The 25,627-nt window shown below is 38.6% G+C and carries 22 protein-coding genes; 12 read left to right on the top strand and 10 right to left on the bottom strand.

Translation table 11 applies throughout. The features are described 5' to 3' along the window. Positions 1-333 precede the first annotated feature (333 nt). Positions 334-1,047 carry a YebC/PmpR family DNA-binding transcriptional regulator gene (locus D0T49_RS08655; RefSeq protein WP_163630386.1) on the top strand — a complete coding sequence of 238 codons (714 nt, stop codon included), beginning with the start codon at positions 334-336 and terminating at the stop codon, positions 1,045-1,047. A gap of 83 nt (positions 1,048-1,130) precedes the next feature. Here D0T49_RS08655 and D0T49_RS08650 read toward each other — a convergent pair whose 3' ends face one another. Further along, positions 1,131-1,868, bottom strand: coding sequence for a prohibitin family protein (locus D0T49_RS08650; RefSeq protein ID WP_163630384.1), 738 nt, complete (start codon positions 1,866-1,868; stop codon positions 1,131-1,133). A gap of 239 nt (positions 1,869-2,107) precedes the next feature. Between D0T49_RS08650 and D0T49_RS08645 the strand changes: the two genes are divergently transcribed. The 3 genes from D0T49_RS08645 to D0T49_RS08635 all read left to right on the top strand — a co-directional run bounded on the left by D0T49_RS08645 (position 2,108) and on the right by D0T49_RS08635 (position 4,420). Beyond that, entirely contained in the window at positions 2,108-2,731 is a 624-nt protein-coding gene (locus D0T49_RS08645) for a LysE family translocator (RefSeq protein WP_163630382.1), read from the top strand. 77 nt (positions 2,732-2,808) lie between these two features. After that, on the top strand, positions 2,809-3,330 hold the full coding sequence (locus D0T49_RS08640) for a DUF5004 domain-containing protein (RefSeq protein WP_163630380.1): 522 nt from the start codon (positions 2,809-2,811) through the stop codon (positions 3,328-3,330). A 286-nt stretch (positions 3,331-3,616) separates the two neighbouring features. Next, positions 3,617-4,420 (top strand): aldo/keto reductase, encoded by an 804-nt coding sequence (locus D0T49_RS08635; RefSeq protein ID WP_163630396.1) that lies wholly within the window; start codon positions 3,617-3,619, stop codon positions 4,418-4,420. A 103-nt stretch (positions 4,421-4,523) separates the two neighbouring features. Here the strand turns inward: D0T49_RS08635 and D0T49_RS08630 are convergent, their stop codons facing one another. Further along, on the bottom strand, positions 4,524-5,777 hold the full coding sequence (locus D0T49_RS08630; RefSeq protein ID WP_203583455.1) for a competence/damage-inducible protein A: 1,254 nt from the start codon (positions 5,775-5,777) through the stop codon (positions 4,524-4,526). 377 nt (positions 5,778-6,154) lie between these two features. Beyond that, positions 6,155-6,628, bottom strand: coding sequence for a 23S rRNA (pseudouridine(1915)-N(3))-methyltransferase RlmH (rlmH, locus tag D0T49_RS08625; protein ID WP_163630378.1), 474 nt, complete (start codon positions 6,626-6,628; stop codon positions 6,155-6,157). A gap of 262 nt (positions 6,629-6,890) precedes the next feature. Here rlmH and D0T49_RS08620 point away from each other — a divergent pair, with 262 nt between their 5' ends. The 7 genes from D0T49_RS08620 to D0T49_RS08590 all read left to right on the top strand — a co-directional run bounded on the left by D0T49_RS08620 (position 6,891) and on the right by D0T49_RS08590 (position 15,727). Further along, on the top strand, positions 6,891-7,292 hold the full coding sequence (locus D0T49_RS08620; protein ID WP_163630376.1) for a DUF4783 domain-containing protein: 402 nt from the start codon (positions 6,891-6,893) through the stop codon (positions 7,290-7,292). Next, positions 7,285-8,127: a carboxylating nicotinate-nucleotide diphosphorylase gene (nadC, locus tag D0T49_RS08615; RefSeq protein ID WP_163630374.1), complete on the top strand. Its 843-nt coding sequence runs from the start codon at positions 7,285-7,287 to the stop codon at positions 8,125-8,127. Before D0T49_RS08620 ends, nadC begins: the two co-directional genes overlap by 8 nt. 261 nt (positions 8,128-8,388) lie before the next feature. Further along, positions 8,389-9,465, top strand: a complete 1,077-nt coding sequence (locus D0T49_RS08610; protein WP_163630372.1) for a phosphotransferase enzyme family protein — start codon at positions 8,389-8,391, stop codon at positions 9,463-9,465. Positions 9,466-9,718: 253 nt separating this feature from the next. Then, complete coding sequence (locus D0T49_RS08605; RefSeq protein ID WP_163630370.1) at positions 9,719-10,843, top strand: glycoside hydrolase family 43 protein; 1,125 nt, start codon at positions 9,719-9,721, stop codon at positions 10,841-10,843. A gap of 61 nt (positions 10,844-10,904) precedes the next feature. Then, positions 10,905-12,143, top strand: coding sequence for a DUF2264 domain-containing protein (locus D0T49_RS08600; protein WP_163630368.1), 1,239 nt, complete (start codon positions 10,905-10,907; stop codon positions 12,141-12,143). Positions 12,144-12,147: 4 nt separating this feature from the next. Beyond that, on the top strand, positions 12,148-13,386 hold the full coding sequence (locus D0T49_RS08595; protein WP_239057047.1) for a glycoside hydrolase family 88 protein: 1,239 nt from the start codon (positions 12,148-12,150) through the stop codon (positions 13,384-13,386). Positions 13,387-13,405: 19 nt separating this feature from the next. After that, positions 13,406-15,727, top strand: coding sequence for a CotH kinase family protein (locus tag D0T49_RS08590; RefSeq protein ID WP_163630365.1), 2,322 nt, complete (start codon positions 13,406-13,408; stop codon positions 15,725-15,727). Positions 15,728-15,839: 112 nt separating this feature from the next. Here D0T49_RS08590 and D0T49_RS08585 read toward each other — a convergent pair whose 3' ends face one another. From D0T49_RS08585 to D0T49_RS08555, 7 genes are all read right to left on the bottom strand, one after another. Next, positions 15,840-17,189 carry a 1-acyl-sn-glycerol-3-phosphate acyltransferase gene (locus D0T49_RS08585; protein ID WP_163630363.1) on the bottom strand — a complete coding sequence of 450 codons (1,350 nt, stop codon included), beginning with the start codon at positions 17,187-17,189 and terminating at the stop codon, positions 15,840-15,842. Between the two features lie 167 nt (positions 17,190-17,356). Continuing rightward, the gene (locus D0T49_RS08580) at positions 17,357-17,818 is read right to left on the bottom strand and encodes a regulatory protein RecX (protein ID WP_163630361.1); all 462 of its coding nucleotides are present in this window, start codon (positions 17,816-17,818) and stop codon (positions 17,357-17,359) included. A 5-nt stretch (positions 17,819-17,823) separates the two neighbouring features. Continuing rightward, positions 17,824-19,020 (bottom strand): 3-phosphoshikimate 1-carboxyvinyltransferase, encoded by a 1,197-nt coding sequence (locus D0T49_RS08575; RefSeq protein ID WP_163630359.1) that lies wholly within the window; start codon positions 19,018-19,020, stop codon positions 17,824-17,826. A gap of 128 nt (positions 19,021-19,148) precedes the next feature. Further along, a complete protein-coding gene (locus D0T49_RS08570) occupies positions 19,149-19,649 on the bottom strand; it encodes a flavin reductase (RefSeq protein ID WP_163630357.1) in 501 nt (166 codons plus the stop codon). 444 nt (positions 19,650-20,093) lie between these two features. Beyond that, positions 20,094-22,079, bottom strand: a complete 1,986-nt coding sequence (locus D0T49_RS08565; protein WP_163630355.1) for a DUF4954 family protein — start codon at positions 22,077-22,079, stop codon at positions 20,094-20,096. A 39-nt stretch (positions 22,080-22,118) separates the two neighbouring features. Then, positions 22,119-23,330: a GTPase HflX gene (gene hflX, locus D0T49_RS08560; RefSeq protein ID WP_163630353.1), complete on the bottom strand. Its 1,212-nt coding sequence runs from the start codon at positions 23,328-23,330 to the stop codon at positions 22,119-22,121. Positions 23,331-23,503: 173 nt separating this feature from the next. Then, entirely contained in the window at positions 23,504-24,187 is a 684-nt protein-coding gene (locus D0T49_RS08555) for an energy transducer TonB (RefSeq protein WP_163630351.1), read from the bottom strand. 289 nt (positions 24,188-24,476) lie between these two features. Between D0T49_RS08555 and porQ the strand changes: the two genes are divergently transcribed. Then, positions 24,477-25,553: a type IX secretion system protein PorQ gene (gene porQ / locus D0T49_RS08550; protein ID WP_163630349.1), complete on the top strand. Its 1,077-nt coding sequence runs from the start codon at positions 24,477-24,479 to the stop codon at positions 25,551-25,553. Positions 25,554-25,627: the final 74 nt, after the last annotated feature.

Below are 25,627 nucleotides of genomic sequence, written 5' to 3'. Positions count from 1 at the left end.
ATTTTTTACTCCGCAAAGATATAACCTTTTATCTGCTTCAAGAAAATTTTTAAGAAAATAATTGCTCATAAAAGAAAAATTTCTTTTCCGAACAGTACAATTAACACTTAGAACGGACACATCGAAAGAAATTTAATCCTGATTTTATTAATCAAACTCTGTAGTTTTTAGCAAAAAAAACGCAATTAATACCATATACTATAGCATCAAATAAATGGTATATAGTATATGAGTTTATTTTTTTATCTAAAATGACTGTTTTTACACTTGTTTTTAATAATTTTGCATCCTGAATTTTATTTATAAAACCTCTTTTGAATAGAATAAGTTACAATGGGAAGAGCATTTGAATATAGAAAGGCAACAAAGCTTAAACGCTGGGGCAACATGGCCCGTGTATTTACAAAGTTAGGTAAACAAATAACTATAGCAGTAAAAGAAGGTGGTCCTGAGCCAGAGTCAAATCCACGTTTGCGTGTATTAATGCAACAGGCAAAAAAGGAAAACATGCCAAAGGAAAACGTTGAGCGTGCCATAAAGAAAGCAACTTCGAAGGACGAGGCCGATTATAAAGAAATGGTATACGAGGGGTACGGACCTAATGGCATTGCAATTGTAATAGAAACGGCAACTGACAACCCTACCAGGACAGTTGCCAATATCCGTAGTTATTTTAATCGTCATGGAGGCTCTTTGGGAACATCCGGCTCGCTGCAATTTTTATTCGACCACAAGTGTGTTTTTAAAATTGCGCCAAAAGAAGGGGTTACCTTAGATGATTTGGAATTGGAGTTGATTGATTATGGTGTAGACGAAGTGGGGGAAGATGATGGCAACGTAATACTATATGGCGATTTTCCATCATACTCGACAATACAAAAATACTTGGAAGAAAACGGATTTGAGATATTCAGCGCCGAGTTTGAACGTATCCCTAACGATATGAAAGAGCTTGATGAAGAACAAAAAGCACAAGTAAACAAACTAATTGAGAAAATAGAAGATGACGAAGATGTGCAAAATGTTTTTCATAACATGATGGAATAACACAGACATAATATGAAACACAAAAATGGCCGGAAGATTTTTTCTTCCGGCCATTTTTGTATAATACTATTTTCAATATAACCTTATTTAATTGTAATGAAAGGCAAATTGGCACCGCTGAAATATTGAGGCATTTTTCCATCCCATTTGTTTATTGCCATTTCCTGCAATACCATATCCGACAAAGATGCTTGTTTTATCTTTTGCGCCTCGGCTTCCAGTTTCATCCTCTCTAAGGTAAATTTTGCTGCCAAAGCTCCCTGCTCAGCAATCTTTTTATCCTCAATAGCTTTATTAAACTCGTCGCTAAAATCGTGGTTTGTTATCAATAGGCTTTTTACCATAATTCCACTCCCTGCTACCTGAGCAGCAAATGTATTGTTTATCCGGTTTGATATTTCAGCACGTTTCTCAACAAAAGCCTCGATAGGATACTCCGCAATCACCGCGTTTATTTTTTCGGACAATGTAGGACGGATAAGCGTATTTTCAATATTGGTTCCATAAGTCTGGAATACACGGTCGACCTGCTTGGGGTCTAAAGAATAAACCAATCCTACCTCCACTGCGATGGTCTGAATATCGCTGGACGACACTTCCGACCGCATGGTAAGATTATGATCCCGTATCGACATTTTTTTCACTTCATCAATAAATGGTACTTTTATATTCAACCCTTCGTCTGCAATAGCGGTCAAACGGCCAAATCTTAATACAACTCCCCTCTCGCCGGTATCAATTGTATAAAAACTATTGAATAAAAAAACTACCAGCACAAAAGCCACTACAATAAGAATAACATGTTTTGCATTTATTTTCATCTTCTATTTTTTAATTATTTAGATACAATGATATGAAAATATTTATACACAATCAAAAGTAAGCTGATTTTTTAAGAAAAAGAAATAATCTGCAACTCATTAAATAAAATATATTACCAGCCTCCAACATAATAGTTTTAGAATATGTTAATTTCTATATAGAAATGCTTCAACAACAAGTAATACGCAAAATAGTACTAAAGAAAAAGACTATATTTGCAAAATAAATTAGGTAATAAATGCTGGATTTAATTATTAAAGGTATAATCATCGGGCTATGCATTTCAGTTCCTCTGGGACCTATTGGGATGCTCTGCGTACAAAGAACTCTTAACAGGGGGCGTAAATATGGAATTGCCACAGGCTTGGGAGCAACTACTTCCGATTTGGTTTACACTGTAGTCATGCTGTTTTTTCTACAATTCGTAATTGGGTTTATCGAGGAGCACCGCATGGTTTTTCAGATTATCGGAACTGTAATTGTTATAATTTTTGGGTATTTCATATTCAAAAGCCACCCGTCGGCACAACCCCACCCCAACGAGCGTTCCAAAGGCAATATATTCAGCGATTACATTACGGCTTTCGGGCTGACTTTTTCCAACCCATTGATTCTTTTTGTGCTGATGGCATTATTTGCCCGTTTCAGCTTCATACCCGAAAACAGCCCTTTATCAACTTATATCATTGGAATATCATCTATTCTTTTAGGTGCTTTCGCATGGTGGTGTTTACTGACTTATATAGTAAGTCATTTCAGAGATAAACTAACCATAAGGGGGCTACGGACTATTAATATAATCACAGGTTGCATAATCATGACTATCGGATGCGTAGGCCTGATTGCGAGTTTTATAAAATAATTGCAGAAAAGTTACAACTACTAAAAAAAACATCACTGCTTTCTATATTGTTTCTAACAATTTAAATACCTCTCATCATGAAACTTAAAAACCTGATTTTTATCGCCATAGCTTTCTCGCTCTGTTTTGCATCGTGCAAAAAAGAGGATACTGAAATTATTATAGGCAAATGGGCTTACTCCCAATCAACAGCATCTATCGACCCCAAAAATGATATTGTAAACGGCATGCTTAATGGCGCACTGTCACAATATAAGCCGGACCAGTTGTCAATCACTTTCAATAAGGACAATACTTACATCATTGTAATGGCATTCGGAGGCGAAAATCCGATTACGTTTTCCGGAATATATACACTCGAAAACGGCAAAATTAACATAGCCCTTTATCAAGACACCAAGATTGGCGTGAACTATTCTTTGTCTAAAAAGGAAATGACTCTGACATATATTGTGAATACAAACGATATTGTAGGATTGTATGATATGATAAAAGAATTTTTGGACGAAGAATCTGTTGTCAGCTTGGATAATATCATTAAACGACTGAACGGCATCAACTCCATAACCCTGACTTCTGATTTTAATAAAGAAAAATAAAGCAAGAAAATCTTAACTATATAAGCAATGGAATCAAAAACTTTATCATTCAAGAATGGGGATAAAATTCCCTTATTCGGATTAGGTACCTGGTTATCAAAACCATTGGAAGTATACAATGCTGTTTTGGAAGCACTTGAGATTGGATACAGGCATATCGACTGTGCCTATATTTATGGTCATTAGTGTCCCATTAAAAATGGAAATTACCTCTTCAAGCGATTGAAATATAGTTNGCTATGTTTATTTAATTAAACTTTAATCGTTTTATTTTAATGGGACACTACTGATTTATGGTAATGAAGCTGAAATTGGGAAAGCACTTAACGAAGCCTTTTCTTCGGGGCTGGTAGCAAGAGAAGACCTGTTTATTACATCTAAACTCTGGAACAGCTATCATGACCCTGAACATGTAGAAAAAGCCATCCAGCAATCACTACAGGATTTACAAATTGATTACCTCGATTTGTATCTAATGCATTGGCCTATTGCATTCCGTACCGGATATGACCAAGCCGAAAATGCTTCTGAACTTGTTTCGCTTGATGAACAGCCGTTATCTACCACTTGGGAGGCAATGGCAAAACTACAAGAGAAAGGCCTGACAAAGCATATAGGAGTTTCTAATTTCAATATCCCGAAAATACAAAAGCTGATAAATGACACCTCAATCGTTCCCGAAATGAACCAGATTGAGATACATCCTTATTTTCAGCAAAATGAATTAGTCACTTTCTGTCAAAAGAATGAAATCTTAGTAACAGCATACTCGCCTTTAGGAAGCAGGAAGTTAACAAGCACAGGAAAAGGCCCAGACAAAGAAGATATAATTCTCAGCATTGCCAAAGAACACAACGCAACACCTGCTCAGGTAATGCTTGCCTGGGGCATGGAAAGAAATACCATTGTAATACCAAAATCGGTAAATAAAGAACGGATTAAAGAGAATTTCGGCTCGGTAAATGTGAAACTAAATGACGAAGATATGGCGAAGATAGCAACCCTCGACCGCAATCAGCGTCTTTCTACCGGAGCATTCGCCGTTTTTGCAGACGGGCCATACACGCCGGAAAGCATTTGGGAGGAATAAAAATTATTTTGGACACATTAGGACACATAGAAAAGCATTTACAATCTATGTGTTCCTATGTGTAAATTAACTACCCTCATGTGGCATAGTCTGAAAAGACTTTTCAGACCTCTTCTCCAAGAATTTCGCGAACCATTAACAACGCTGCTTGTGTTGCTCTTTCTATATTCTGTTCGCGTTGGTTATTGAACTGAAATTTGCGACTGATTACTTTCCCGTTGTAGCAAGCCGCAATCCAAACCGTACCTACCGGTTTTTCGTCAGTACCACCATCAGGCCCCATTATTCCCGAAGTAGCTACTGCTACATCTGTACTCAGCAACTGCTGAACTCCCTGCACCATCTGCTCCACCACTTCTTTACTTACAGCTCCACACTCCTCAATATCATTGGCTGAGACTCCTAAAACCTTCGTTTTCACTTCGTTGGCATAAGACACAACCGAACCTTTAAAATAAGCCGAACTTCCAGAAATAGTAGTTATTAGATGGGCTATATTTCCTCCGGTACAACTCTCGGCTGTAGCAAGGGTTAAGTCCTTCTTTTTAAGTATTTTTCCCACCAATTCTTCTACTGAAACATCCTCGTCGCTCACTACAGCATCGCCCAGTATTTCTTTTACCTTGTCTATTTGCTGGTTCATCATCAATTCCAACGTAAGAACATCATCAGAAACGCCACTCAATCTTAAGCGGATAATACCATAGTGGGGTAAATAAGCCAAATGTAAATTTGAGAGTAAAGCGTCCTCCCAATCGGCAATTTTTATAGCTAAAGCAGATTCAGGATATCCGTATATCAACAAGGTTTTATGCAACAACACTGAGGCTTCAAACTTTTCTTTCAGACGGGGGATAATATCAAAGTTCATGGTTTGCTTCATTTCATACGGCACTCCGGGCATAGAAACTACTACTTTGCCATCTTTCTCAAACCACGTTATAGGAGCTGTCCCTGCCTTATTCTGAATCACCGTAGCCGATTGGGGAACCATAGCCTGCGCTTTGGTCAATTCATTCATAACGCCCTTGCGGTTTACCAACAACCGTTCGATATTGTGGTATACCGACTCGTCGAAAACCAGTTTAGTACCGAAAAATTCGCACAAGGTTTGTTTTGTAATATCATCTTTAGTAGGCCCTATTCCGCCTGTAATCAAAACAATATCAGCCCGTTCCAGAGCATTCCCTAACGAGGTGAGTATTTGTTCCCTATCATCATGAATGGATGTGATTTGCACTATATCAAATCCGGCTTTATTCAGTTCTGCCGACATCCATGCCGAATTGGTATCAACAATCTGACCTATTAGTATTTCATCACCAATTGTTATTATCTCAACTTGAATATTTTTCATATCTCAAATAGTTTTTAGGAAAAAGGGAAAAGGAGAAAGTACCTTACATTTTCATCTCTTATCACTTACCTGTTACTTTTACCTTTATACTTTACACTTTTTACCTCAGTACATGACAAAAAATGTCGAATATTTTTGCAATCTGTTAATAGGAACTCTTTTGACCTTGTCCGGTGAGCCGAAAGATAAGAGCAGTCGGCGTTAAAAAATCTTCCCTGTTTGAGCGACGTGAGGAGCGAGTTTGGAAGATTNTTTGTTCCTTTTGCATCAAGGCAAAAGGAAGTAGATAACTTAAACAAAATCATTTAATGTCAGCAAAATACTGATTGCTATTCAGTTTTTTGTCATGTAACTAAAACTTTTTACCTTTTACCTTATTATTCGTGATGATATGGCTCGCCTTTTAATATTGTCATGGCACGGTAAAGCTGTTCCACAAAAATCAAGCGTACCATTTGGTGTGAGAAAGTCATCTTCGAAAGTGAAATTAATTGGTTAGCACGTTTGTACACACCATCGGAAAAGCCATAAGGCCCTCCAACCACAAATACAATACGTTTTACAGACGATAACATTTTCCGCTCCACCTGTTCCGAAAAAGCGACAGACGTAAACTCTTTTCCTTTTTCATCCAACAGAATCAGTTCATCACCATTTTCGATTTGTTTCAAAATCAGCTCCCCCTCTTTCTCCTTTTGTTCGGCAACGGATAAATGCTTTGTGTTTTTAAGCTCAGGAATAACCTGCATGCTGAAAGAAACGTAATGAGCAAGCCGCCCCTGATACTCATCTATCAATTTCAGTAAATATTTATCGGTAGTTTTACCTAACACTAAGAAATTAATTTTCATCTGTTTACAATTTATTTTTAGTCTTTTGGTTTCATCCGTTTACAAAACCATAACAATTAAATATCCGTAAATAGTTTGCAGCAAACAATGATTTAATTTATATTTGTAGAATATAGGATGCGCCTTAGCATAGCTCCAATATGCGTTCGGCTTTCACTATATTTGCTCGATTATAAGACCTTAATTTTAAAAATGCAAAGATGGCATTTTTTAGCCAAAAAACATTTTCAAAAAATTATTTTTGGAACAAACATAATAATTTATGAAAAAATCACTCTCATTATTATTTTCACTTTTTATCATAGCAGGCACCCTTACAGCCTATTCCAGAACAATGGATGTTCCATCCGAGATTATTAATGCTTTAGGCAAAGGTGATGCGTCAACTATTTCGACATACCTAAATACTAACGTAGAACTGGTGATTGATAATAAAAACGACATCTTTAGCAAGCAGCAGGCCGAAAGTATTATTACTGATTTCTTTCGCCGGAGCCCGGTAAAGAAATTCGACCTTATACATAAGGGAGAAAAGGAATCTGCCAGCTTTGCAATAGGAACATTGAGAACTACGAATGGAAACTTCCGGGTATATGTGCTTACCCGCAAAAACGGAAGCAAAGACGCGATACAACAATTAAGAATTGAACCATCCAATGACTAGAGACGATTATAAACAATTTATCCCCATGTGGTTTGCCGAAGATATAGGCGATGGCGACCATACTACCCTATCAAGTATTCCCGAAACAGCTGTTGGCAAGTCGCAATTAATCGTGAAAGAAAACGGTGTTTTGGCCGGAGTAGAAGTGGCAAGGGAAATTTTCAAATCTTTCGACCCTACCCTTAAAATGACCGTATTCATCGAAGATGGCACCGAAGTTAAAGTAGGCGATATAGCTTTTGTTGTCGAAGGTAAAACCCAGTCATTATTACAAACCGAACGCCTGATGCTCAACATCATGCAACGTATGAGTGGAATTGCAACCACTACCCGGAAGTATGTAAAAGCATTGGAGGGAACTAAAACACGTGTATTGGACACGCGAAAAACCACACCCGGACTTCGCCTGTTAGAGAAAGAAGCAGTACGCATCGGCGGAGGTGTAAATCACCGTATAGGGTTATTCGATATGATTCTGCTTAAAGACAACCATGTGGATTTTGCGGGCGGAATAGAACAGGCAATTCGGGGAGCACAAAAATACCTTAAGGAAAAAGGCAAAGACCTGAAAATAGAAATAGAAGTACGTAACTTTGACGAACTGGAGCAAGTAATGAGAACAGGCGGCGTAGACCGCATTATGCTTGATAACTTCACTCCCGAAAATACGTGCAAAGCCGTGAAAATGATTAACGGCAAGTATGAAATAGAATCGTCGGGCGGAATAACATTCGACACATTGCGCGATTATGCCGAATGTGGTGTTGATTTCATTTCGGTAGGGGCATTAACCCACTCCGTCAAAAGTTTGGATATGAGCTTCAAAGCTGTTTGATTATTTCAAAAAAACACAAGAGACTAACTGTAGGTTTCCTATCGTAAAAGACCACTAATTATTATAAAATGCCTGTTGTTTTATCGAAACACAACAGGCATTTGTTATTTAAACATATTCCGGCTATCCGATATCCTTTCGTATACATAAGATTTTACTACCTTTATTATAGTTAAAATATTCTTTTTTCGATTCCAGGTTATCTCATTTTTTACTAACTTAGCAAACTCTTAGAAAAAATATAATCTATAAATAAAAATCATGGAAAATATCGTAAAAAAATTTGACATCAGTACTGAAACTGGCAACATTCGTCCATTAAAAATTGGTCATATCAATGACTCATTCATTATCGAAAGTAAAAATCCGGGAGAACCTTCTTATTTTTTACAAAAGATAAACCACCATATCTTTAAAGATGTGGAAGGATTGCAACGTAACATTCAGTTGGTAACCGACCATTTACGCAAAAAATTATCTGAACGTGGAGAAACTGACCTGGACAATAAAGTACTGCGCCTTGTTCCTACTAAAGACGGCAAATTATATTACAAAGATGAAAAAGGCGAATATTGGCGTATATATATCAATATAGAAAACACCCATAGTTACGATGTTATCAATCCAGAGTTAGCATACAAAGCAGGTGTTGCTTTTGGCGATTTCCAGTGTATGCTGTCCGATATTGACACAAAACAACTTATTGAAACTATTCCTGATTTCCATAACATGGAGTTCCGCCTGCAACAGTTCCGCGATGCCGTAAAAGACAATGCTGCGGGGCGCCTGGCCGAAACTCAATGGATGGCCGACGAAATAGAAAAACGTGCTGAGGAAATGTGTGCACCCGAAAGGCTTTACCGCGAAGGTAAATTGGTAAAACGTATCAACCACTGCGACACTAAGGTAAACAACATGCTGTTCGACAAAAACGATAACGTTACCGCTATTGTTGACTTAGATACCGTTATGCCGGGATTCGTTTTGTCCGACTTTGGTGATTTCATGCGCACAGGAGCTAATACAGGTGCCGAAGACGATGCAAACCTGGATAATATAGGCATCAATCTCGACATTTTTGAAGCATATACAAAAGGGTATTTGGCAAAAGCTACTTTCCTAAGCCCTATTGAACTGGAATATCTGGCTTTTGGTGCTAAACTGTTGAGCTATATGCAAACCGTGCGTTTCTATACCGACTATCTGAATGGAGACACCTACTACAAAATAGGATTCCCTGAGCACAACTGGCAACGTACAAAAGCACAGTTCAAACTATTGCAAAGCCAAGAAGAAAACTTTGGCAAGATGCAAGCAATCGTTCTGAAATATAAATAAGTTTTTTTATTTATTGGGGATGTAGCCTCTATGGCTATATTCCCAATTTTTATTTTTTTGCGAAAAATACCTTAAATACATAATACACATGGGAAAAGACAGCATCTGTGTTCGTCCTACCCTTATTTTTATATCCATATTATTTTTCTTTGAGCTTATTTAAATAGATGCCAAATCAATAAAATTATATGATTTGACACAATATAATGCGCTCAATGCCTTGTGTATAAATAATACAGACTTAAATACACTTATGAAAAACAAACTTTTTTCACTCCTTATTGCGGCTATTATATTACTGTCATGCGACAATAGTAACAAAATCAGATCTTTCGAACCGGGAGAAATATGGCCCGACAATAATGGAATACATATAAACGCACACGGTGGAGGAATCCTGTTTCATAAAGGCAAATACTATTGGTTTGGCGAACATAAGACAGAGGGAAATACAGGAAATGTAGCCAATGTAGGGGTACATTGCTATTCGTCGAAAGACCTATACAACTGGCAAGACGAGGGAATCGCACTCGCTGTAATGCCCGAAGGCTCCGGCTCGCCAATCGAAAAAGGCTGTATTCTGGAACGCCCTAAAGTCATTTATAACAAAAAGAACAACAATTATGTCATGTGGTTTCATCTGGAGCCTAAAGGCGGCGGCTACACAGGAGCTTTAAGCGGAGTGGCAGTAAGCGATAATATTACAGGGCCGTATGCTTTTTTACGAGCAGCGCGCCCTAACGCAGGTCATTGGCCGCTTAACGCTTCGGAGCAAATGAAATCCGGAGCAATACCCTCAGAAGGAAAGTATTACGGTGGGGGCAGTTTACCGGCCCATCCGGACAGCCTTAACCTGGTAGCCCGCGATTTCGGAGGTGGACAAATGGCACGGGATATGACCCTTTTTGTAGATGACGACCAAAAAGCATATCACATATATTCATCTGAAGACAATAGTACACTACATATTGCTTTGCTGAATGACGACTATACAGACCATACCGGAATATATACACGTCAGTTTTTAGGACGTTTTATGGAAGCTCCCGCCATGTTCAAAAAAGATAGCAAATACTACCTGATGATGTCGGGCTGTACAGGGTGGGCACCAAATCAGGCACGGTCGGCTGTAGCAGATGATATTTTAGGAGAATGGACTGAACTGGGCGACCCATGTATTGGCGACAATGATAAAAAAACGTTTCACTCACAAAGTACTTTTATATTACCCGTTCAAGGCCGAAAGAACCAATATATTTATATGGGTGACCGCTGGACTCCGAAAAATGCTATCGACGGACGTTATATATGGTTGCCATTAGAGTTCGAAGGAGATAAATTCTTCATACGCCAGCACAACGAATGGAGCTTAAAATAATATCGGCACAGCTTCTATATCTTACTTGAAAAACAAAATAATAACGCATACAAATTTAATTATGAAAAAGAAAACTCTTTTATTGGTGATTGCCTTTTTTATGGTAATACCTTTATCTACTTACGCAAAAAACAAAAAAAACAAAACACAGACCGACCGCGAATACTGGGTAGAAATAGCAACCCGGATATCAACTCCTATCCTAAGCAATATGAGCAAAGGCGAGTTGAAACAAAACATGACCATAGAGTTAAGCCCCACGTGGGATGGCCGCAACAAAGATGTTACTTACATGGAAGCCTTTGGGCGTTTGATGGCCGGAATAGCTCCTTGGCTAGCATTGCCCGACGATGACACAAAAGAAGGAATAATCCGCAAACAAACAAGAGAATGGGCATTGGCAAGTTATAAAAATGCTGTCGACCCTGCAAGCCCCGATTATTTGTTGTGGAAAGGGTCGAGTCAGGTTTTGGTAGACGCCTCGTACATCGCACAAAGCTTTATCCGTGCTCCCAAAGCATTGTGGGAACCACTGGACAACGAAACTAAAGAAAGATATATAAATGAATTTAAACGATTAAGGAAGATACGGACTCCTTATAACAACTGGGTGCTTTTTCGGGCTACTATCGAAACTTTTTTCCTGTTTGTAGGAGAAGGATATGATGGTTATGCACTGGATGTTGCCATCCGAAAAATCGAAGAATGGTATTTGGCTGATGGCTGGTATAGTGATGGTCCCGAATTTTCATTAGACTATTACAACAGTTATGTAATACACCCTATGCTGGTAGAAATACTGGAAGTGATGAGGGATAAAAAAGTAGGGGCACCTATCGGATTCGATTTAGCATTCAAGCGTATGCAGCGTTACAATGAATTGCTGGAACGGTTGATTTCGCCTGAAGGCACATTCCCTGCTATGGGACGTTCGATGACATACCGGATGGGAGCTTTTCAGACTTTAGCCTTATCGGCTTGGAAGTATGAATTGCCTCAAAGCATATCCAACGGACAATTAAGAGCTGCCCTGACCGCCGTTATGAAACGTATGTTCTCGATGGAGGGTAACTTTAACAAGGAAGGCTTTTTACAACTGGGATTTGTAGGGCATCAATCGAATCTGGCTGATTATTATACAAATAACGGAAGCCTTTATATCACATCGCTGGTATTTTTACCGTTAGGTTTGGATGCCAATCACGAGTTTTGGACATCGCCAGCCGAGAAATGGACATCGCAAAAAGCATGGGGAGGAGAATCTTTTCCAAAAGATTATCATAGATCTGTAAAAAAGTAAATATATGAAAAATTTAGTCGAGAAGCTTATTTTATTAAACATTGTATGTATGTTCTTCGCTTTTTCGTCGTGCGATAGCGGAAAACAAAAATTTATCGAAGAAAATATCAATTTTGCTACCGGTCAAACTAATATACTATTAGATAACGTAGGAGAAGCTACCGGAAAAAATTACCCACGCACCACAAGAAGCGATGGCAGATTATCAGTAACAAGCATGTACGACTGGACTCCGGGATTTTTCCCCGGTTCACTATGGTACTTATACGAGCTGACAAACGATGAGTACTGGAAAAACGAAGCCGCTAAATGGACTGAAAGCCTTGAACCGCTGAAAACATTTACAGGACATCACGACTTAGGTTTTATGATGTATTGCAGCTATGGAAATGCAGAGCGCTTAGCACCTAAAGCAGGATATAAAGATATTTTGATAGAAAGTGCTAACTCGCTTGCCACACGCTTCAGCGATACTACAAAGACCATCAAATCGTGGAACTATCGTAAAGCATGGAACGGTGTCGACGAGTGGTTCTACCCTGTCATTATCGACAATTTGATGAATCTGGAATTGTTGTTTTATGGAGCTAAAGCCAGTGGCGACGAGAGACTTTACAACATAGCAGTTACCCACGCCGAATCGACACTGAAAAACCACTTCAGAAACGATTACAGCACATACCATGTGGTAAATTATGACATTGAGACAGGGGATGTATTACATCAACAAACATGTCAGGGCTTTAGCGACAACTCCACATGGTCGCGCGGGCAAGCATGGGCTATATATGGATTTACAATGGTGTATCGCGAAACCGGAGATGAAAAATATCTGGATGCAGCCGTTAAGGCAACCGATTTTTATTTAAGCAAATTAAGCGACAACGACTTAATTCCTCTTTGGGATTTTAATGTAGCAGAAGAAGGATATGCCCCGGAGGGAAAATCGTATGCAGTACAGTTTCAGGAAAAGCTAAAAGATGCTTCGGCTGGTGCTATTGTTTGCTCAGCCCTGTTTGAGTTAGGCGAGTATACAAAAAACAAAGAATATACCGATATAGCTATTAAAATGCTTCAAGAATTGGCATCTCCTAAATACAGAGCCGTAATGGGTCAAAATGCGGGATTCTTGTTGGAACATTCGGTAGGCAGTATTCCGCATCATGTAGAAATAGATGTACCGCTGGTATATGCCGACTATTATTTCTTAGAAGCTATGGTACGCTACAAAAACCTGCAATAAAATCACATAAATTCATTTTATGAGAACAAAACTAACTTTTATATTTCTTCTGTTTCTTCCGTTCGTCTCTTGGGCAGGTTTGTTCGACCCTCAGGAAACGTACATGATTGCCTGCTACAACACAGGCAAAGGAGGAGTAGAACAAGCCTCATCGGGTACATATCCGCTCATATATAATGCAAGTGCCAATGGTACTACCACCCGTGCACTTTGGATTATAACGGAGGAAAAAACAGGAAAATACTCTTTCAAAAACGCATCGACAGGACAATATATTAAACACGACTTAAGTGGTGTAAAATATGTAAAGATGGTAGATGCTATTGATGGAGATTTCTGTCTCTTTACACTAACAGAGGAATATAAAAATGGCGACCCTTATTATGTGGTTACCTCGGTTGGAAATCCGACTCATGTATTTAACAAAAGAAGCGATAACTCATTTGGCACATACGCCACTACAGGCACCAGCGACAACGAGTTGTTCTATTTTGTAAGCCAAGACGCAATCATTTCCTCCAATGGAAAATTATATACATATTTAAACTCATTTACCATTGGAGGAAAACCCGTTATTACAGACAAGCGAAAGAATGAATACTATTATTCGGTACCCATCGATATGATGAATACCGATATACAAAGAACCATTGCTTTCGAGCCTAAAAATTCGGATTACAAGGTAAAAATAAGCAAACAGGAAGTTGCATCCGGTACTGATTTTACTTTCGAAAATGTAACTGCGAATAAAACATATGTCATTGAGATATTGCAAGGAACAAATAGTCTTACTACTGAAAAATTGATATTTACAGGGCTCCCGATAGTGCAGTTATACAGCAATGGAAACACGTTGAGCAGCACATTTAGTTCCGGTAAAATATGCGTTCACGAGCCGGAAAAAATAATAACAGGCGAGTTGCTTAATTCAGATATAAGATATAGAGGCGCAAGCGCTCTTGGATTCGATAAAAAATCGTTTGCTGTTAAACTTAAGGATGAAGCAGGACTGAAAATTGAAAGAAGTTATTTTGGACTGCGCAACGACAACTACTGGGTATTGGATGCAATGGCTGTAGATAAAAGCCGCATGAGAAACAGGCTCAGTACCGACTTATGGAACGATTTTTCGAGCGACCCACATTACAAATCACTTGAAAAAAACCTGATAAACGGTACCAGAGGACTATTTGTTGAAGTGTTTTTAGACGATGAATACTGGGGATTATATTGTATGACGGAAAGAATTGACAGAAAACAACTGAAACTAAAAAAATATGATGACACATACGATGTTATTAACGGAGTATTATATAAAGCAACCGGATGGAGTTATTCTGTTTTGATGGGTTATGTACCCAACCAAGGACCAAATCCATATTACAGCATACCTGCGTATAGCAACCTATGGAATACATGGGAGAACTACGAAATGAAATATCCGGATATAGAAGACGGGCAAGTTATAGACTGGGAACCGTTGTATGATGTTGTATCAATGGTTGCTGCAAGTAGCGACAACACTTTTAAAAACTCTGTTTCGCAGCAAATAGACTTACCTGTTTGGCTCGACTACTACCTGTTTTCCGAGTTGATATTAGCTACCGATAATCATGGTAAAAATGCTTATTTCAGCATGTACAATATCAATCTGGATAAAAAATTAGGCATTACCCCTTGGGATTTAGACGGAGTTTTAGGTCGCCGTTGGGATGGTACCGAAGTAGAAGCCGCGCAAGATTTCACTGAATTTATTGTTAAGAACGAACATGGCGAACATAATCTCTACCGTCGTTTAAAAGCTACAAATGCAGCTGATTTCAATACGCTTCTGAAAAGACGATATGATCAGATACGCTCTAATTATTTCTCGGCCGAAAGCCTACAGACACGTGTCAATACATATAAGGAGACTTTTGACAGGAGTGGTGCCGGCAATCGTGAGGAAGCACGATGGAGTGGAAACAACCGCGTATCACTAAACTTTGACAATGAAACAGTTTACTTAATCAACTGGATAAAAGACCGGATAGATTATTTGAATGGTGAATATGGAGAACCTATTTTGACCGACTCGAACAATACTTTACAAGCAAATATAAGCATCTTTCCCAATCCTGCAAGCGACTATGCTTATATGACATTAGCAGGTATCCAAAACGAATATGTAAATCTGGTTATATATGATTTGGCTGGTAAACATGTATATAGCGAAAATGTATACGTATCAGGAAATCAGGGAATAACCATAAATGTAAAAGATATTGAACCCGGAGTTCATTTCGTTTTCGTAAAAACAAATACGGGTGAAAGCCTAAAAGGTAAGCTGATAGTAAAATAAATAAGAATAAAAGATTACACACAGAATCCCAAAAACAATTGTTTTTGGGATTCTGTGCTTTAAGAAAAATATTTTTATAACAGAGCAATTAAACCTCTGAAACAATATCTTATTACTTCAAATTCACATACGATATAATCTGATTCCTCAAAGTTTGTAATTCATTTATCATCTTTGACTTACTAACCTTCAACCAAGCGTAACGCAGTTTATTAAAATACTTACTTGCCGACTTAGCCCAACAAAAAGCCCAAGTGCCCAAAATATATTGCGCTACCGCAAAGATGGGAACTACCCACCACGGAGTAGGAGAAAAAACAGCAAAGAGAACAGTCTGTAGCAGATAAAAAATAGGGAAAGTAATAATAGCCCCCAGCACAAAATCAAAAGAACTAAAAAATCCCCGATATTTAACTCCCATTTTTTTACGGATGATTCCGGGCAAAAAGAAAGGAAACATATTTAGAAGAAAGCCGGCGATAAATACAGGCAAAGTAACCAGCAAGCCCAAAGTCTTTACCAAAAAACCTCCAAAATTCATAGGCTTCTCCAAAGTTTGGGTTGTCAGCTTTGATTTTTCTTTCAAGTCTTTATATTCTGCACAGATATTATCCAATCTCTCTACCTTTTCCGGCTCGGTAGCTTCCAGCTCTACTAAATAATTTCCCGTTTTCTGACGGGCATAAAAACGGGAAACCGTATTGTTTTTCATTCCAAGCTGTGCTACCGCAGCAGTATTAGCTGTGTAGGCAGTGGTTTCAAAACAATCATAATATTTTTCGGTAGCAAGGTCTACCGTCAGTCCATGCAGCTCCTCACTCAATCGGCTTCTTAACTGATTCATTGCAAGAGCAGGATTCTCCTGAAAAAGAGGCATATACTCATTTACATATATCGGTTTCCCAAAATTAACTATCACCTCTTCTCCAAAACGGGTAATATCGCTATAGTCGAGCCCTACAGGTACTATTTTTACCTCGTCTTTATCGCCAATTTGCTCCTGCGAACTGAATGCAATACGGAATATGCCTTTCACCATGGGGCGTAACTTACGCTGCTCTCCCTGATTGCCCTCAGGCATAATACCTAAGGCATTTTTTTGCTCAAGCACCTCCCTTGCTTCGTCAAATGTCTGGTCGTTTTTACCCAGATTTTCATATCCATCACGAATACGGAAGGCAGGAAGAATCTTTAAAAAACGAAGCGCCTTGGCGGCAAACTTATTTTTAAATATATCCGAACGGGCAATGAATACATCCGAGTACTTACGTGGAGTTGATAGCAAAACCACCAAGGCATCCATCAAAGCATTGAGATGGTTAGGTGCAAAAATAACAGGCCCTTCGGATGGGATATTTTCTTTTCCTAAAACTATGAATTTTGAGTAAAAACGTTTGAATGCAAAATTCACATACCTACGACCGGCCCTATACGAAGGTGTCAAATCATATATCTTAGACATATTATAAAGATTAAATTTATATTTATTTGAACAAAATTGATAAAGATAGAACAAAGTTGAGCAAAAGATATAAAAAGAATAAACCAGATGTCTCTTTCATCCATTTTCTTCCTTTGTTCTCTTTTTTTTATTTCTTTTATTCCATTTTGTTCCTTTTATTCATAAAATCACATATTACGCAAAACACATTCTATCACATTGTTTTCAAATCCGCGGCTTTGCGCAAAACGATAGAGTTTTCCTTGTTTTTCGTATTCGAAATTATACTTAAGGGATGATAATTTTGTTTTCAGAATGGCTGACAACATTTCTTCATACTCACCTTCGTCAATAATACTGAGTGCTTCTGAAATTACCACATCATCCACTCTTTTAGCTTTCAGTGCCAACGATATTTTTATCTTACCCCATTTATTAAAGCGGAATTTATCTTTCACAAAGGCCTTCGCATACCTCTCTTCGTTTATAAAATCCTCGGAAACCATGCGGTTTATAATTTTCTCCCTGTCGGCAAAGGAGACCTCCCATTTCTGTAATTTCTCATCCACTTCAGAAATACAATGCTCCGATATCGAACAGTATGAAGCCACCTTATGCAACAGCTCTTCAAACGAGTATTCCTTTTTCATAATCATTAAGGTTTTATTTTTCCAAAATCATTCCAAAAACTTGGATATGACTTGCTCACTACTTCAGGATGCTGTATTTCTATTTCTCTCGTCAACGCAACAGGAGCAAAAGCCATAGCCATGCGATGGTCTTCGTAAGTTAGTATACTAATTATCTTCTCTGCTTCTACCCTCTCCCCATTCCACGAAAGACCACCATTTTCTGATTCTTCCAACACATAGCCCAATTTACGCAGTTCGCAAATCAATGCTGCAATACGGTCTGTTTCCTTTATCTTAAGACTTTGTAAGCCCGTGAAAATAAAAGGAATACCTTTCAGACAACAAGTAACTGCAAAGGTTTGAGCCAAATCCGGCTCATTAATAAAATCATATTCCATTTTCGAAGCCTGCTGCCCATTAGCAGTAAGCACAGCTCCATCCGGCTGATATTCAGTAGTTACTCCTAAGTTTTCAAACAATTCAGCTACCTTGCTATCACCCTGATAACTATTTTGCCTTAGTCCTTTCAAAAAAACCTGCCCTTGTCCTGTAATGGAAAGAATCTCATACCAATACGATGCAGCCGACCAGTCAGATTCTACCGTAAACCGAACAGGCTTATATACCTGCGGCTTAATATCAATCACATTGCCCGAAAAATCAACGTCCACCCCAAAGTCCTTCATCATCCCCAAAGTCATATATATATAAGGCTTGGAAATTATAGTACCTTCGAGTGTAATTTTCAACCCATTCTGCATATAGGGCGCAATCATCATCAGTGCTGAAATATACTGGCTGCTCACTCCCCCATTCAAACTGATATTGCCACCCATCAACGCGCTTCCATAAATCCGCAAGGGAGGGAAACCTTCTTTTTCGATATACTCTATCTTAGCTCCTAAGCTATTGAGTGCATCTACCAGTATTTTTATAGGACGCTGTTTCATCCGTTCGCTACCGGTTATAGTCCATTCTCCCAGCGTTTTCGAAAGAAAGGCCGTCAGGAAACGCATCGAAGTGCCTGCTGCACCAATATCAAAATCCCTACTATTGGAGTCTAAAGCTGCATACAATACTTTAGTATCGTCGCTATCCGAAAGGTTAGCAACCTCGTAAGGGCTATACGACAAAGCATTCAGAATCAAAGCACGATTGCTGATGCTTTTCGACGCAGGAAGCGAAATATTTATGTTTATATCTTTTACAGGTAAATACATTGCCCAAAATTATTTTTCAACTAATTTATTATTCGGTTTATTATGTATAATATTCTAATATCACATCGCGCCACCCTGACACTCACACAACAAGGCTTGTAACTCGTAACTAAATACTTGTAACTACTTTATTGTTTTATCAATACTTTATCTATTTCCGCAATATAAAGCACATGAAAGTCTTTTTGAGAATACCAGTTTTCTATCACTTTCTTATCAATGAAAGAGTCTTCAGTTATTGGCTGGGCAAACAGTTTTTTTGCAACAACAACCGTTTCCGCCTCATCAAAATACGGAATACCCTTATCCATAACAACAGTCAAACCTACTTTTTCTATTTTATTTTCATCCCTACCGGAAGTGCTGCCCAAATAACTCAACTGTTTTTTATATTCATCTCCGAAAAAAGACAGCGAAAAGCTATCAGCACTATCAACAAACTCTTTGGTATAACGCTGAGGACGGATAACCACAAAAGCAACTTCCTTGTTCCACATAATGCCAAACCCGCCCCAACTGGCAGTCATAGTATTAACTTTACCATCTTTTTCGGCCGTTATCAACATCCATTTGTTTTTCAACTCAAAAACCGGAAACGGGATTTCACTCGCCTTTATTTGTTTAAACATAATAAGTTCTGATAATAATTTAAAAATATTTCTTTAAAAAAACAGGGTGTGTTTTACAAAGCATGCTTCTGCCTGAAAGGCAGTATTTATGGGTTATTCTCTTCCGCAGGTCGTTGACCTGCAGTTATGAAAATCCGACTTTTCAAGTCAGCATACTTTGTAAAACACTTTCAAAAAATATACTGTTATAAGTATTTAACAATAAATACAAAAACCTTATTTCTGTATTATTACACCTTAGTAACAAATGATAGAAATCAATATTTCTAACCTTATTACCTTATTTCTCTGTTATTCAATAAGCTAATAAGGTGTAGCTTATTGAAGTATTGAAGTTACTAAGGTTCACTTCTGAAAATAAGGTTTTATTGGCAGGCTAATGGTGCTAATACACATAAAACACCTACAATTTTCAGAAAAAAACACACTTGTAACTATTCGTATCTATTTAACTCTCTCAAGTTGTTTAATAACGTTATTTCCTAAATTAGTTTTACGTTCGATATGATTCAAAACCTCCACAACAAACGGGTTACTGTCAAAAGAACCCCGCACACACTCAAAATCACGATGTTTCTGTTCCTCGTCACCATCTACGCCAAAACCTGTTTTTGAGTTCAGGTTAAATTCCTTTTTGGCATCATCATAAATCATCCGGTCGAGCTTTACTACAGAATCTTTCCACAGCTCAATCATCTTCACAATATCGTCATAAGTAAGCTCACTCAGAGGCTTACTCCAATGCTCTTCCAACTTATCCGCAGCCCATGTCCACTCGTAATCGTAGTAATCAGCATGAATTTTTTGTAATCTTTTCTGGATTCCTTGTAAATCAATTTTGCCGGCCTCTATATCCTCCAACAAACTTTCTATCTCACTTTTCGGAGCAATCAATCCCGAAAGGTCAATCCACTCTCCCAGTCCTGCTTTTACAGTAGGTTTCAGTCGGTCGCGAACTTCATCTATACTGGTATATTCCTTATTTCCCAAGCGGCTTATCAGCGAGTTTCCCAGAAATTTGTAAATAGCTATATTGTAAAGATTAATACCTTTAACGAGAGAAGAACGCTTTATCTTACAACTCTGATAAGTATAAACATCAGTCGTCTCGCCCGCAATACTCTGCAATTTCTTCAAAATCTCTACCCCTTTCATCATCTTATGAATGGTATAAGGGCTTAACAAGTTGAAATTTATGGGGTCTAACTTCCGGCTGTCTTTGCGCCCATCGCGCTTAGGCCACTTCTGTGCATCACGTATTGTACCCACGCTTCGCAGGTTTATGGCAGGCACTAAATAACTTTCAGTCGCATTCTCTATAAGATAAGAAAACGGCAAATCGGAAGTATCCGAATGTTTTGTGTGCCGCCCCATCACAAGCGTAAAAGCCCCTATCTTAGCCGGCCACAGCAGGTACGAATTACTTGTAGTTTTAGCTCCCCGCTCGGCAATACCCTGATGGATAGGCCCTAATTTATACATGTGGTTGCTCTGGTTCGAGCCGCTCCCCGCATTGAGGAAAGAGAACATCCCGGCAATCAGAAGGCTTGATTTATGATGCGAAACGGTATAAGGCCCAGCAAAAATAGCTGTAGCCTCGCCGTGCATCCCCTGACAATTAGAGAAAAACAGGGAATCCAAAGCCGAATAATGTTTTCCCAAAATACAGCCCTGCCCTATAAAGCATCTCGAAACAAGGGTAGAATCGGTTACTGAAACTCCCGAACTTAGTATAAAGTCGTTACACTTTACCCCCGACCCTATTTCCACAGGAGCTTCTATATTACTGTTTATTGAACCATTTTCAAGAATTGATGCTCCCCGCAAAGTAGCATAATCACCAACACGTACATTCTTTACTGTTCCGCAGTTTACAATCTGTACTTCTTTGCCAATATAGCCCATGTCCGATTCTTGTTCCCACACGTATTTATCAATCAGGGTATGTAATTGCCGGATAAGCTCAGGACGATGGCGGTACAGCGTCAATATATAAGCTAAAGGTGCCGACAGATAATCAAAAATAGGAATATCACGCCCACCTCCCTCATTCATCACAGGCACCGTTACCCCATTGCCAAAGAATGATTTTCCATCTACAAGAATCAAATTTACATTCTCTATGTATGTATCGTCACCTATACTGTAGTTTGCTATATAATTATGCACCTTGTCGATAAAGACATTATTGCCGATATTGCAATTATGAATACAACAACCATTAAGCCCCGAATGCCGCCTCAGCCCTCCCGGAAGCTCATATATCTTCTCGAAAAAGCCCAGTGTTACATTTCCCGAAAAATGAACATCTGATACAAAATCCGGCTTAAATTCATCTGCTACCTTCACTTTCTTCCAGTCTTCGGCACTACAGCCATATACCATTAAGGTTGCAATTTCTTTCTCTGTAAGATTCCGGACGTTTCCCATCTGCAAATAATTAATATTTTTAGTTTTTAAACCAAAAGTCTATTCTTCATCGTAATTCTGGAACAAAAAGTCATTGTACGGATAACGCTCCACATGTATCTCTTTCACTTTTTCGTACACCAACTCTTTCAATTCCTCTATATTTTGCTTCTCCTTGGCCGAAATGAAAATACAGTTGTCATGCATCTTTGCCATCCATGTTTTTTTCAATTCCTCCAGACTTATATTTTCACGCTTAACAGGCGACAGGTCATCCTCATCTTTCGGAACATACGAAAAAGCGTCTATCTTATTAAAAACCAAAATAGTAGGTTTTTCTTGCGGGTCTATTTCTTTCAAAGTCTGTGTTACCACCTCTAGCTGTTCCTCGAAGTTAGGGTGCGAAATATCCACCACATGCAACAGCAAATCCGCTTCACGTACCTCGTCCAAAGTAGATTTGAAAGACTCTACCAAATGGTGTGGAAGTTTACGGATAAACCCCACCGTATCCGACAACAGAAACGGCAAATTATGAATAATCACCTTGCGCACTGTAGTATCAAGCGTGGCAAACAATTTATTCTCGGCAAACACTTCGGACTTACTCAATAAGTTCATCAGTGTAGATTTACCCACATTGGTGTAACCAACCAACGCTACACGCACCATCTTTCCCCTGTTTTTACGTTGGGTAGCCATTTGCTTATCAATCGACTTTAGTTCCTCTTTAAGCAACGATATTTTGCGGGTAATGATACGGCGGTCGGTCTCTATCTGCGTCTCACCGGGTCCGCGCATACCAATAATACCCCCTTGCTGGCGTTCCAGGTGAGTCCACATACGTGTCAGCCTTGGCAATAGATACTGATACTGCGCCAGTTCCACCTGCGTTTTAGCATTAGCTGTTTGTGCCCTTTTTGCAAAAATATCCAGAATCAGATTGGTACGGTCAAGGATTTTCACATTCAGCTCACGCTCAATATTCCTCAACTGGCTTGGCGAAAGTTCATCATCAAATATCACCAATCCTATTTCATTATCTATAATAAAAGCCTTAATTTCATCCAGTTTCCCTGAGCCAACATACGTTTTAGGATTGGGATAATCCAACCGTTGAAAAAACAACTTTTCGGGGCTTGCCCCGGCTGTATCAGCCAGAAAAGCAAGCTCATCAAGGTATTCTTTTGCCTTATCCTCGTTCTGTTCCGGTGTAATAAGCCCTACCAAAACAGCTCTTTCCTCATATATTTCAGTTACTTCTATCTTCATACTCAAATTTAAATTCTACAAACAGATTTTTTTCATATTATTTTCGTTTCAGGTCTCCTTTTTCCAAACAGTAAAAAAGCCGTTTGGTTACTTCCAAACGGCTTTTATATTCTTTAGCATGGTTCAATTTATACTATTTATAACGTTAAGCAGTTTGATGAACCAGTAAGTTTTTATTGTAATTTAAAATTAACGGGCAAAGTATATTTCACACGCACCGACTTTCCACGTTGCTGGCCGGGATTCCATTTTGGCATCGACTGGATTACACGGATTGCCTCCTTATCCAAACTTGGGTCAATACTTTTCACTACCACAATATCAACGATAGAGCCGTCACGATTCACCACAAACTGGCATATTACACGCCCCTGAATACCGTTTTCCTGTGCAATAACAGGGTAACGCATATTTTTATTCAAGTATTCAAACAATGCTTGCGGTCCGCCCGGAAATTCGGGCATTTTTTCTACCACCTGAAAAATAACTTCCTCTTCTTCTTCTACAATAGGAGCAGCAACAGGAATTTCAATCACAATTTCTTCATTCTTATCATCTTCTGAGGTAAAGTCAATATCTTCAACTTCTTCAGTATCGTCTACAACATTCAGTACCTCAACAACAACCGGTGCCGGTGGTGGAGGTGGTGGAGGTGGAGGTGTCTCTGCTGTTTGAATAATATCTAACTCTTCTTCAAAAACAAATTCAGTATCAGCTACCTCGTACACTGTTACTTCCCTGTCTGTCCATTCAAACGCAACATATACGAATGAAAGGGCAACAATAAATCCCATCAAAAGATAAATGAATTTTTTATCTTCCAACGAGGCTTTTGGTGATTTTTTTACGTCTAACATAATTATATAATGCTTTTCATTTTTCAGTTTGGCAAATGTAGTATAATTTTTTTAAAGTTCATTTGCCGAAACTAAAAAAATTATTTTTTTTACGATTTACTTTACCAATTTATACTTTTTGTAATTAATAAACGTTTTACTCTAAAATAAATTGTGTTGCCCGCTTTAGTCATTATAAAAATCAGCGTATCTTTGAATACTTTTTCAGGATAAAGAATAAACCGTTTTTCAATAAGTAAGCAGTACAAAAATAATACCCAAGTTTATTCTTTTTGCATAAAAACCAAATATGATAAAAAACCGAATACTCTTATCAATACTAATTTTTCTGCCTTTCATAGCCTTTTCTCAGGCCGGAAAAGGCGTATATAATTTTCTCGACCTCCCTGCCTCCTCGCGATTGGCGGCGTTAGGCGGAAGCAATGTATCCATCTCCGACCACGATATAAACTTTGTATTCCGCAACCCCGCATTACTTACCGAACAAACAAACAAGGTAGTAAGTCTGAACTATGCCAATTACCTTGCCGATATAAATTTTGGAAGCGCAGTGTACGGAATGACGTTTGGCGAAAAAAATCACATGTCGTTCGGCATACAATATATTGACTATGGCAAATTTCTGGAAAAAACAGAAACAAACGAAAATCCAAGCGGCGACCCCAATGTAAACACCTATTTCAATGCAAAAGATTTAGGCATATACATATCCTATGCACGCCCCCTGTCCGACCGGTTTACCGTAGGAGGCACTTTTAAGCCTATATTTTCATCTTACGAACGGTACAATAGTTTTGGCTTTGCCATAGACGCAGGAGTAAGCTATACCAACAAAGACATACTTTTTTCAGCAGGCCTTGTGTTGAGAAATATGGGTACACAACTAAAAGGATATTACTCTGACGAGGAAGGCCAACATTACGAGCCGCTTCCCTTCGACATACAGCTGGGAGCAACGCAAAAATTAAGACATGCACCTTTCCGCTTCTCCTTAACATTGCACAATCTGCATAAGTGGAATTTGAAATACCAGTCCACCAACCAGAAAAGCACTACAATATCGTCGGTGGACGAAGATACAAGTAAGAAGAAAGACGAGCCCGGATTTTTCGACATGGCGTTCAGGCACACCATTATAGGAGTAGAGTTCGTTCCCAACAATAATTTTTATGTAGCTGTAAGTTACAATCATCGCCGCAGGCAGGAACTGAGCATGAACGGATTCAAAAGCCTGGCGGGGTTTGCGTTCGGAGCAGGAATAAAAGTATACAAATTTCACGTAGGCTTCGGAATGACCCAGTTTCAGGTGGGGCTTAACTCTTATCAGTTTTCTATAGCCACTTCATTAAACGAATTTAGATTATAAGATTTATTATTTGTAAATTTGTAACTTCAGTATTTTTGCTCACACAGGGCACACACGAAAACACATAGAACACA

It is taken from the genome of Paludibacter sp. 221, assembly GCF_010501035.1.
Classification (GTDB): domain Bacteria; phylum Bacteroidota; class Bacteroidia; order Bacteroidales; family Paludibacteraceae; genus QVMH01.
The sequence above is the reverse complement of the archived record's forward strand: the minus strand, read 5'-3'. Positions and strand labels throughout refer to the sequence as shown.